Annotated in this window: 13 protein-coding genes and 2 pseudogenes; 11 read left to right on the forward strand and 4 right to left on the reverse strand. The window is 72.5% G+C overall.

The genetic code is table 11. The annotated features are described in order from the left end of the window. Positions 1 to 128: 128 nt before the first annotated feature. A pseudogene (locus KME75_RS36535) lies at positions 129 to 338 on the forward strand (transposase); the annotation flags it as partial. A gap of 526 nt (positions 339 to 864) precedes the next feature. On the opposite strand, the gene KME75_RS36540 reads toward KME75_RS36535, so the two are convergent. Beyond that, positions 865 to 1068 carry an IS110 family transposase gene (locus KME75_RS36540; RefSeq protein WP_219419515.1) on the reverse strand — a complete coding sequence of 68 codons (204 nt, stop codon included), beginning with the start codon at positions 1066 to 1068 and terminating at the stop codon, positions 865 to 867. A gap of 131 nt (positions 1069 to 1199) precedes the next feature. Here KME75_RS36540 and KME75_RS36545 point away from each other — a divergent pair, with 131 nt between their 5' ends. The 4 genes from KME75_RS36545 (at position 1200) to KME75_RS36560 (ending at position 3837) form a co-directional block, all read left to right on the forward strand. Next, positions 1200 to 1844 carry a TVP38/TMEM64 family protein gene (locus tag KME75_RS36545; RefSeq protein ID WP_219419516.1) on the forward strand — a complete coding sequence of 215 codons (645 nt, stop codon included), beginning with the start codon at positions 1200 to 1202 and terminating at the stop codon, positions 1842 to 1844. Between the two features lie 380 nt (positions 1845 to 2224). Then, complete coding sequence (locus KME75_RS44300; protein WP_308283411.1) at positions 2225 to 2956, forward strand: glutaredoxin family protein; 732 nt, start codon at positions 2225 to 2227, stop codon at positions 2954 to 2956. Positions 2957 to 2980: 24 nt separating this feature from the next. Further along, positions 2981 to 3214 carry a DUF427 domain-containing protein gene (locus tag KME75_RS36555; RefSeq protein WP_219419517.1) on the forward strand — a complete coding sequence of 78 codons (234 nt, stop codon included), beginning with the start codon at positions 2981 to 2983 and terminating at the stop codon, positions 3212 to 3214. Positions 3215 to 3294: 80 nt separating this feature from the next. Then, positions 3295 to 3837: a hypothetical protein gene (locus KME75_RS36560; protein WP_219419518.1), complete on the forward strand. Its 543-nt coding sequence runs from the start codon at positions 3295 to 3297 to the stop codon at positions 3835 to 3837. Here KME75_RS36560 and KME75_RS36565 read toward each other — a convergent pair. From KME75_RS36565 to KME75_RS44305, 3 genes are all read right to left on the reverse strand, one after another. Beyond that, positions 3818 to 4144, reverse strand: coding sequence for a hypothetical protein (locus KME75_RS36565; RefSeq protein WP_219419519.1), 327 nt, complete (start codon positions 4142 to 4144; stop codon positions 3818 to 3820). The two genes, KME75_RS36560 and KME75_RS36565, sit on opposite strands and share 20 nt — an antisense overlap. Before the next feature lie 38 nt (positions 4145 to 4182). Continuing rightward, positions 4183 to 4431: a hypothetical protein gene (locus tag KME75_RS36570; RefSeq protein WP_219419520.1), complete on the reverse strand. Its 249-nt coding sequence runs from the start codon at positions 4429 to 4431 to the stop codon at positions 4183 to 4185. 101 nt (positions 4432 to 4532) lie between these two features. Further along, positions 4533 to 4829 (reverse strand): HAD family hydrolase, encoded by a 297-nt coding sequence (locus KME75_RS44305; protein WP_246633553.1) that lies wholly within the window; start codon positions 4827 to 4829, stop codon positions 4533 to 4535. A 309-nt stretch (positions 4830 to 5138) separates the two neighbouring features. Between KME75_RS44305 and KME75_RS36580 the strand changes: the two genes are divergently transcribed. The 6 genes and pseudogenes from KME75_RS36580 to KME75_RS36605 all read left to right on the forward strand — a co-directional run. After that, entirely contained in the window at positions 5139 to 5882 is a 744-nt protein-coding gene (locus KME75_RS36580) for a Crp/Fnr family transcriptional regulator (RefSeq protein ID WP_308283412.1), read from the forward strand. An 88-nt stretch (positions 5883 to 5970) separates the two neighbouring features. Further along, on the forward strand, positions 5971 to 6180 hold the full coding sequence (locus KME75_RS47645) for a hypothetical protein (RefSeq protein WP_219419522.1): 210 nt from the start codon (positions 5971 to 5973) through the stop codon (positions 6178 to 6180). Positions 6181 to 6246: 66 nt separating this feature from the next. Beyond that, entirely contained in the window at positions 6247 to 6558 is a 312-nt protein-coding gene (locus KME75_RS47650) for a hypothetical protein (protein WP_219419523.1), read from the forward strand. 359 nt (positions 6559 to 6917) lie between these two features. Then, positions 6918 to 7466, forward strand: a complete 549-nt coding sequence (locus KME75_RS36595; RefSeq protein ID WP_219419524.1) for a carboxymuconolactone decarboxylase family protein — start codon at positions 6918 to 6920, stop codon at positions 7464 to 7466. A gap of 189 nt (positions 7467 to 7655) precedes the next feature. Beyond that, positions 7656 to 9053 (forward strand): dihydrolipoyl dehydrogenase family protein, encoded by a 1398-nt coding sequence (locus KME75_RS36600; RefSeq protein WP_219419525.1) that lies wholly within the window; start codon positions 7656 to 7658, stop codon positions 9051 to 9053. Between the two features lie 41 nt (positions 9054 to 9094). Beyond that, positions 9095 to 9269, forward strand: a pseudogene (locus KME75_RS36605) (transaldolase); the annotation flags it as partial. Positions 9270 to 9393 lie beyond the last annotated feature (124 nt).

The raw sequence follows: 9393 nt of genomic DNA on the forward strand, positions 1-9393 counted from the left end.
GAACATCGAACCTCCCGAGACGCCGCGTGCTGGACGGCGAGAGATAACCACGTCCACCAGGCAGAACCCGGGACCTCACAGCCTCGTCAACGACGTCCCGGACACCCCGAGAGCGACTCCAGATAACGATCGAATCGGTGAACGCCCGGATCCGCCGCGCGGTCACGGCCCGCGGGCACTTCCCCAACGAGGCCGCCGCCCTGACGTGCGTCTACATGGCGATCATGAGCTTGGACCCGACCGGGACCGGGCAACGCCGCTGGTGCATGCGCTGGAAGCCCGCCCTCAACGCCTTCGACATCACCTTCGACGGCCGCCTGTCCGCGAGCCGTCGCTAGACCCGACCACCAACAGTGACACCGTTCTCTTGACAGACCCGGAGGCGCGCCGCCACATCCCCCAGGTCAGAAGTCCAACGGGGCGCGACTTCTTCAGGTCGAAGTAGCTAGGCGCAATTGCCGTTCAGTTGACGGGGTCGGCGTCCGGTCAAGGATGTTGATCGGTGTTGCAGCCGGCCTGCTTTTCGGCGAGCACCTTGTTCACCGCTTCGGCGGTGGCGGTGACCGTGACCTGGTTGGGGGGGATCCCGCCTTGTGGAGCTGGTCGTTGACCACGTTTGATCCCCTCTGGTCGCCGCCGTACAGGTATCAGTTCACGGTCTGGCCGCGGGCCGCGTCGAGCACCGCCTGCCAGTTCGACGGATCCGGTTCGCGCCGGCGCCGGTGCCGTTGCCCGCGGTGGGCGCGGCACCATCAGCGCAGGCGGTGGCAGGGCGGTGAGGGCGAGGGCCGGGCGCTTCCCGGGTCGGGTGGAAGCGGTACACCCCCGAGCGGGTTGCAGGTCACCCTGAAGGAGCGGGGCCGGTCAACGCCCAATCTCGTTCGTCGCTTCCAGCACCACCTCCGGGGACTCCCCGGCGCGCGCCATCACCTGCCGCAGATACTCCGGATCGTTGGAGATCCGCACCGTCTCCAACCGCTCGCCCTCCTCGGTCATCCGCACCAGCACCGACCGCCGCCGGTGCAGATCCATCCCCACGAACTGCCGTCCCGCGTACTGTTCGCTCACAGGGGCCTCCTCGAATCGTTGGACGTGAGCACCCCGAGCATGAGCCGGGAGTCACGAGGAGCGGAGGCCCCGCTCCTTCATCGCATCAGTGCGAGGCTTGGGACGGCCCGGCCGCAGGACGGAGGTGGCGTATGCGGGGACCGTGGCTGCGGGCGGCGCTGTTGCTGGCGCTGCTCGCCGCGGGCGTCGCGGGCGCGGTGCGGGTGGGCGTCCCGCCGGTGGCGCAGCTGCGAGCCTGGGTCGCCGCCGCGGGATGGGCCGCCCCGCTGGCGTTCGCCGCGCTGTATGCGGCGCTGGGGCTGACCCCGGTGCCGCTCAGCGTGCTCAGCATCGCCGCCGGGCTGCTGTTCGGGCTGCCGGTGGGCCTGGCCGCTGTCATGGGCGGGGCGATCGGGGCCGCCGCAGCCGGATTCGCACTGGCCCGCGGGCTGGGGCGGTCCGCGGCGCAGCGGCTCGGCGGCGCCAAGCTCGCGCGGGTCGACGCCGTGCTGCGCCGCCGCGGCGTGCTCGCGGTGGTCGCGGTGCGGCTGGTCCCGGTGCTGCCGTTCACCGCGCTGAACCTCGCGTGCGGGCTGGCCGGGGTCCGCACCCGCGACTACCTCGCCGGAACCGCGGTGGGCATCCTGCCCGGCGCCACCGCGTACGTCGCGATCGGCGCCTTCGGCGACCGGCCCGGCTCGCTGCCGTTCTGGCTCGCCGTCGGCGGGTTCGTCGTACTGGTCGTCGGCGGGATCGCGGTCGGGCGCCGGCGGCGGCGCGCCGCCCGCCCCGCCTGAAACAGACGATGCTCGACGCCCCGCTGCGCCGGGCCCTAAACCCGCCGTGCTGGACCGGGCCTCGATCTCCCCCGACCGGCTGAGCGTCCGGTAGCCCGCTGGCCGCCAGCAGCGGCGGCCGCCGAAGCACCGCAGCTCGCTGCCCGTCGCCGTCTGCCGGGTCGCGGTCTGCAGGGCGGTCGGACTCGCCGAGCCGGCCGGCGGAAGCCACCTGCCGGTTTCGCGGGCACATGGCTCCGAAAAGTTCCTGAGAGGGTCCTCTTGCCGCCGCCGTCGAGCAGGCCGGCGTAGCGGGTGGAATCAGCCGTCGCTGGAGGCGGGTTCCTCACACCGACAGCGGCCGCGGGCAGCGGCTGTCGGACTTGCGGGAGGACGCGCGGGTGGACGAGGCAGTGGAGCATGCGCCAGGTGCGCTGGCGCCGGCATCGGCAGGTATCGAGGTGTTGTGGCGGCCGGGTTGTCCGTACTGCTCGCGGCTGCGTCGCGGGCTGGCGCGGGCGGGTATTGCCACCGTCGAGCGCAACATCTGGACCGACCCGGCTGCCGCGGCCCGGGTCCGGGCGGCCACCGGGGGTGACGAGACCGTCCCGACGGTCGTCGTCGGCGACCGCGCCCTGGTGAACCCGTCGGTCGCCGAGGTGGTCTCCGTGATGCGGGCCGAGAAGATCTCGAAGGACGCCGCGGTGCCGGCGGGCTCGGGGTCGGCGAGCGGGGTCCGGTCGCTGGTGGGCGGCGCGGTGTGGGCGGCGGTGGTCGCGCTGGTGTGGGTGCTGCTGGCCGTATGGCGGCCGACGACGACCTGGCATGTGGCGCCGGCGCTGCTGGCCGCGGCGTGGCCGTGGGTGGTCGCGCAGGACCTGCGCGGCGGCGACCGCGCCGGGGTGGGCCGCCTGGTCGGGGCCGGGGTGGGCAGTGTCGCGGTCGCCGCGCTGGTCACCCTCGGGCTGGACCGGGCGGATCTGCTGCGCGGGCCGACGGTGCTGGGACTGGCCTCGGCGACGGTCGAGGCGCTGATGCTGGCCGGGGCGGCCGCGGTCGTGGTGGTGCTGCTCGGGCTCGGCACGGCGCTGCGCACCTCCGCGACCCGCTCGGCGTGGGTCAGGTCGCAGTAGATCGCCGCGTCCGGGGACGTCGTGATGGTCGAGGGAAACGCGTATTTCCTGATGTCCTCGGTCCGGCCCGGCACCCTGACCTCGAGCTCCACCAGATCGGTGTGCCCGTGGAAAGGCGTGGCCCGCTACTACACGCTCACCGTCGACGGGGCCCAGCTCCCCGACGCCGCCTGGTCATACCCGCATCCGCTCCCGTTCGCCCGGCGGGTCAAGGGCCGGGTCGCGTTCGGGGGTGCCGTCGAGGACCGGCCGAGGTGACGCGGTGCCCCCCGCGCCGAGTTTGTCCCTGATGTCTGGCCGGGTCATCGCCTGGCTACGAACGTACGTGGAGGAGCAGCATGGCCGACACAACGAGTACGACAGCGGCCCGCACTGGCGCGGCGCCGGCCGCCCGGTGGTTGGGCTGGGGTTTGGTGTCCGGTTTCCTGGCCGGGGTGGTGTTCATGGCGCTGAACTCGTGGTTCGCCGGGAGTATGGGCAACCCCGCGCTCGCCCCGTTCAAGGTTGTCGCCACCCTGGCGCAGGGCCCGCCACCTCCACAGGCGACGGTGTGGGTCGGGATGGCGATCCATTCGGTGCTCTCGGCACTGCTCGGGCTGGTGTTCGCCGCACTCGTCGCGCCTGCTCTGATGCGCAACCGGTCGGCCGGTTGGCTCGTCTGGGCCGGCCTGATCTATGGCGGGCTGGTCTACGTCGTGGACTTCCAGATCCTGTCCCGGTTCGTCGGGCAGTTCTCCGCCTTCCTGGCCGCGACCAACCAGCCGCTCGAGCTCGCCGTGCACCTGGTGTTCGGGGCGGTGCTCGCGGCGCTGCTGTTGCTGGCCAAGCCCGGTCTCAGTGCGGCGCGCAACCCGAGCCCGGTCACTCAGGCCGGCGCATGAGTTTTTCGGCGCGGTGCCACTGCTCGACCGCGTTCCTTCCGTTGCGTTCGAGGCGGGCGACGAAGGCGTCGCGGGTGAGGTCGCGCAGCTCGAGCTGCTCGGTGTAGTAGGGGCCGCGCGGGCGGCGGGGGCGCGGTCGCGGCACCGGACGGCGCTGCCACAGCTGCGCCATCTGCACCGTCGCGCCGTCGTCGAGGCGGGTCAGCGGGAACGACGGGGCTTTCGTGCCGGCGTGCAGCCGGTCGGTACTCGGGCTGCGCCGTTCGACGGCCTCGACGATGGGCAGGTCGTCACCGATCACGTCCACCCGACTGGTCGCCCTACCCGAATCATGTCTGGGTCTCCTCAGGGTCGGTTCGGGCCGGAGCGGGTGGCGAGAGCGGCGAGGACCCACTCGTCGAGCGGGGTACCCCGCAGCCCGCGGACAACCCGGGTGCGCACCTCCGCTGCGACACCGGCGCGGGCCAGCAGCCGACGCAGGTGAGGCAGGTGGCCCGTGCCGATCGGACAGCCCGGCACGTGCCACAGCTGGGCGGCCGGGGACGTCACCGGGACCGGCGCGCGACGCAGATGGACCCGGACTTCGCCGAGCACGTCGCGTCCGGTGGGTTGGCCGGGTTCACCTCGTCATCGCCCAGGCGCCCGCCACCAATCACGCCCGCGATGCGGGCGCTCGCCCTTCTCATCAGGTGGTGTTACATCTCGTGGTGGCCCGGCCGGGCGGATCCGACGCGCCCGGCGACCGAGTGGTCGTGGAGCTCCGGGCTCACGTCGGCGCCGCGGTAGGCCTTACGCCAGCGCCGGTCGTCCCCGAGGTAGGCGGCGGGCTCACCGGCCAGGGTCAGCGCCATGCCGTCGCGCAGCATCCGGTCGAACCAGCGTTCCAGCGTCGAGGCGTGCAACCCGACCTCGACGAACCGGCGCCGCAGCGGCTCCAGCGAGATCAGCGTCTCCACGACGTCGAACACGACGGTGTGCGGGCGATGGACCACGACGGGCTCCTCTCCAACAGTCTCCAACAGCGCAACCGGATATCAGGGCCCGCCCGGACGCTACGGTGCACAGCCGCGGCCGGCGACGATGACACCCGGTGCGGCACCGCGACGGCGAACACCGCCTCCGGCAGCGACGGCGCCGCGGATCCCAGCGCGGGCAGCACCAGCAGCGCGAGGGTGGAGATCGCGCAGGCGCCGCTGGTCGTCTGCATCTCATCCCTTCCGCCAGGGCCGTTCGACCCCGGCTGGCAACCCGCGGCGGGAGACCACGAACCGGGAACTGTCAGCGAGATGACACCATCCGGGGTGAATGTCAGCCGCTGGCCCGGCGCGCTCCGGACGACCCGCACCGGATCGGTGACCGACGACGCGCCGATCCGCGACGCCGCGTGGGTCGCGCGCTGCGTCGGGCGGGGAGCCGCGGCGCCGTTGGCATCGGGTGACGTCGCGGCGCTGGCCCAGACACTGCGCCCGATCGAGCTGCGCGCGGGCCAGCCGCTGTTCGGAGCGAACGCGGACAGCAGCACCGGGGTCTGGATCATCCGGTCGGGCCAGGTCGAGCTCAGCGTCGCCGCCGGCCGCGGCCGGGTCGTAGTCGGCGTGCTCCGGCCCGGGGACGTCGAGGGCGACATCCCGCTGCTGCTCGGGCTGGCGCTGCCCTACACGGCCCGTGCACTCGACGCCGTCACCTGCCTGCACCTCACCTCGTCGGACTTCGAAAGGCTGCTCGCCCGCCACCCCGCGATCGCCCGCCGGTGGCTCTCCAGTGTTGCGCAGCGCCTCGCGACCAGCCAGGAGCGGCTCATCGCCCTGCTCGGCCGCCCACTGCCCGCCCAGCTCGCCGGGCTGCTGCTCGACGAGGCCGACCCTGACCCTGACGGCGGTGTGGTGCGGCTACCGCAACGCACCCTCGCCGCGATGCTCGGCGTCGCGCGGCCCTCGCTCAACAAGATCCTCAAGGACTTCGAGCGTCACGGACACATCGAGGTCGGCTACGCCTCGGTCCGGGTGCTCGACACCGCTGCGCTGGCGCGGATCCGTTCACACTGACCGATGCCGGCCGGATCCTGACCGAATTCGGGAATGCGGTGGGAACCCGCCGGATTCCCCGACCCGGCAACCGAAGGAGCGAACCCGGATGACCGACAACGGCTACAACTACGCGGACTTCGCCGAATACATCGGCGGCGCAGCGATGGGCGGGTTCGACGAGTTCAGCGCGAGGCTGCACGCCGGGGAGAAGGCGCCGTCGTTCCCGCTCACCCGCCTCGACGACGGCGTGACCGTCGAGCTCGCGGACCTGTGGCGACGCACCCCAGTCGTGGTGGAGTTCGGGTCCTTCACTTGACCGTACTGCTCAGCAGAGGGTCCTCTGCTCGATGACCTCGCCACCCGCTACCCCCAGCTGAGCTGGGTGTTCGTCTACACCCACGAGGCCCACCCCGGCGAGCGGGTCCCGCACCACGACAGCTTCGCGACCAAACTGGCGCACGCCCGGCTGCTCCGCGACGAGGTGGGCATTCGACGCCCGATCCTCGTCGACGACCTGGACGGCTCCGCGCACCGCGCCTACGGCGGGCTGCCCAACATGACGTGGGTGATCGAGCGCGGCGGCGCGATCGCCTACAAGGCGAGCTGGACGGTGGCCGCCAACGTCGAATCCTTCATCGCCCGCTATGTGCAGGCCCGCCGCAACCGACAACCCGGCCGGCAGATCGGCCCCTAATACACCGAGCAGCTCGAACTGCGCGACCTGCGCCGCGACGCTTTCCTCGCCCGTCTGGAACGCAACGGACACCGGGCCGTGGAGCAATGGGACCGGGCGGAGCGGATCATGGGTCGGGGCCGCGGTCGCGACGGGTGAGGCCGCCGCTGCAGGTCCGGGTGCGGCCAAGGTCAGGTCCGGGCTGATCCGGACCCCGGCCAGGGCCACGAGTCCACCGAGGGTGGATCGCGACCGAACGGGCCGGCCGCGCGGCGGGGCGGCAACTGTGTTGGGTTGCTGACAGTCCCGGCCGATCACCCGGCCAGGGCGGGTTATCCCCCGGGTAGGAAGAGCGAGATCGACGATCAAGGAGTCCTGCGATGCCCCGCGTTCCCGTCCACACCCTCGACGACGCCCCCGAGCAAACCCGCCCCACGCTCGAGGCCCTGAGCAAGCGGATGGGCAAGCTGCTCAACATCCACGCCGAGATGGCCCACTCCCCCGTCGTGCTGGGCGCCTACGCGGGCATGCAAGAAGCGATCGCGCGGCACGGCACGTTCGACGGCCGCACCCGAGAGGCCATCGCGCTGGCGGTCGGCGCCGTCGACCACTGCGGCTACTGCCAGTCCGCGCACACCCTGGGCGGCAAGGCCGCCGGCCTAGACCCCGAGCGGATGCTCGCGATCCGGGCCGGACGACCGACCGGTGACGACAGGCTCGACACCCTGCTCGCCGTGATGCGCGAAGCCGCCGGCGAGGTGGGCACCGTGCAGGACGACACCTGGAAGCAGGCCCAGGCCGCCGGCTGGAGCGAGGAGGAACTCGGCGAGGGGTTCGCCCACCTCGCGGTCAACCTGTTCACCAACTACTTCAACCACTACATGAGAACCGAGCTCGACCTGCCGCCCGCCCCGGCCCTCGACGCCTGAGACCCCGCCCGCGCCCGCCCATGATGCGCCGTCTTCGGGGCCGGGTGACGGCGCGGTCGCCGACCCGAAACTGTCACCGACCTGATAGCGCCACCCGCGACGGGACGGGCCGGGCGGGATTTGTCCCGACGGGGTCACCCACCGGGCGCAGGACACCGCACACAGCGAAGGAGTCGGAGAGCGATGGGTATGCAGGAGTACGACGTCATCGTCATCGGAGGCGGATCGACCGGGGAGAACGCCGCCTGGTACGCCCGCGACAACGGGCTGACCGCCGCGGTGGTGGAGAACGAGCTGGTCGGTGGGGAGTGCTCGTACTGGGCCTGCATGCCCAGCAAGGCGCTGCTGCGCCCCGGCGAGGCGCTCGCCGCCGCGCGCCGGGTGCCGGCCGCCGCGGGCGCCGTCACCGGATCACTCGACGTCGAGGAGGCGCTCGCCACCCGCGATGGCTTCGCCAGCGGCTGGGACGACGGTCCGCAGGCTAGCTGGCTCGCGAACATCGGTGTCGACGTCGTCCGTGGAAGCGGCCGACTTGCCGGGGTCCGTACCGTCGAGGTGACCGCGGCGGACGGGACCACGGTTGCGCTCACCGCGCGGCGTGCGGTGGTGGTGGCCACCGGCACCGCAGCGGCTGTTCCCCCGGTCGACGGTTTGCGCGACATCTCCGTCTGGGACAACCGCAACGTCACCGCGGCCAAACAGGTGCCGCGCCGGCTGCTGGTGCTCGGTGGCGGCGTGGTCGGCACCGAGATGGCTCAGGCCTACCGGTGGCTGGGCGCCGGGGAGGTCACGATTGTCGAGCAGGCCGACCGGCTGCTGCCCCAGGAGGAGCCCTTCGCCGGCGCCGAGCTGGCCGCGGCACTCACCGAGCTGGGGATCACGGTCCGGACAGGTCACGGCGCAACGACGGCCGTGCGACCCGCCGCGGACGGCCCGGTGACGCTGGTCCTCGACGACGGGACCGAGCTCGTCGCCGACGAGCTGCTCGTCGCGGCGGGCCGGCGGGCCAACACCGACGACATCGGCCTGGGGACCATCGGGCTGAGCCCGGGCGGGTTCTTGGACACCGATGACCGGCTTCGGGTGCGCGGGGTCGAGGGCGGCTGGCTCTACGCCGCCGGCGATGTCAACGGGCGCGCGCTGCTCACCCACCAGGGCAAGTACCAGGCCCGGCTGGTCGGTGACATCATCGCCGGCCATGACCGCGAGGCCTGGGCCGACCACGTCGCTGTTCCGCGGGTGAGCTTCACCGACCCGCAGGTCGCCGCCGTCGGCCGGACCGAGCAGCAGGCCCGGGACGCCGGATTCGCCGTCCGCACGGTGCGCTACGACTTCGGGTCGACCGCCGCGGGTGCGCTGGCCGGCAAGGGCGTGCACGGCACCGCCCAGCTGGTGATCGACACGGAGCGCCGCGTGATCGTGGGGGCGACGTTCGTCGGTCCTGGCGTCGGGGAGCTGCTGCACGCGGCGACGATCGCCATCGCGGGTCAGGTGCCGCTCGACACGCTCTGGCACGCAGTGCCCGCCTTCCCGACCCTGAGCGAGGTGTGGCTGCGACTGCTGGAGGCCGAGCGCGGCGTGTCCTGAGGCCGCGCGGCACACATCGGGTCGAGGTGCTGAGGCGGCCGGAGCAGGCCGCGGCCAACGGCCACCCACTTCGCCGCCATCGCCTCGGTGGCGAGCTTCTTCGTCTCCCGCGTCGAGATCGACAAGCGCCTCGACGCCATCGGCACCGACGCGGCGCTGGCGCTGCGCGGCAGGGCAGCCGTCGCCAACTCCCGGCTCGCCTACGTGGCGGTCCAGGGCCCCGGCGTTGTTGATCTTTGTCCGGTTTGGTCGGATTCAGTTAGATGCCGTACGCGGTGAAGACGTCGTCGCGGTTGAGGAGGTCTCGTCGGGCGTGGGCGATGTTGGCGCGGTCGGCGAG

Origin of the sequence: Pseudonocardia nigra (genome assembly GCF_019396355.1) — a bacterium.
Taxonomy (GTDB): Bacteria; Actinomycetota; Actinomycetes; order Mycobacteriales; family Pseudonocardiaceae; genus Pseudonocardia; species Pseudonocardia nigra.

Coding starts and splice junctions, on each gene's coding strand:
- KME75_RS36555 (WP_219419517.1), top strand. CDS start 2,981: ATGGTCGAGGGAAACGCGTATTTCCTGATGTCCTCGGTCCGGCCCGGC.
- KME75_RS36545 (WP_219419516.1), top strand. CDS start 1,200: ATGCGGGGACCGTGGCTGCGGGCGGCGCTGTTGCTGGCGCTGCTCGCC.
- KME75_RS47645 (WP_219419522.1), top strand. CDS start 5,971: ATGACCGACAACGGCTACAACTACGCGGACTTCGCCGAATACATCGGC.
- KME75_RS36595 (WP_219419524.1), top strand. CDS start 6,918: ATGCCCCGCGTTCCCGTCCACACCCTCGACGACGCCCCCGAGCAAACC.
- KME75_RS36560 (WP_219419518.1), top strand. CDS start 3,295: ATGGCCGACACAACGAGTACGACAGCGGCCCGCACTGGCGCGGCGCCG.
- KME75_RS36600 (WP_219419525.1), top strand. CDS start 7,656: ATGCAGGAGTACGACGTCATCGTCATCGGAGGCGGATCGACCGGGGAG.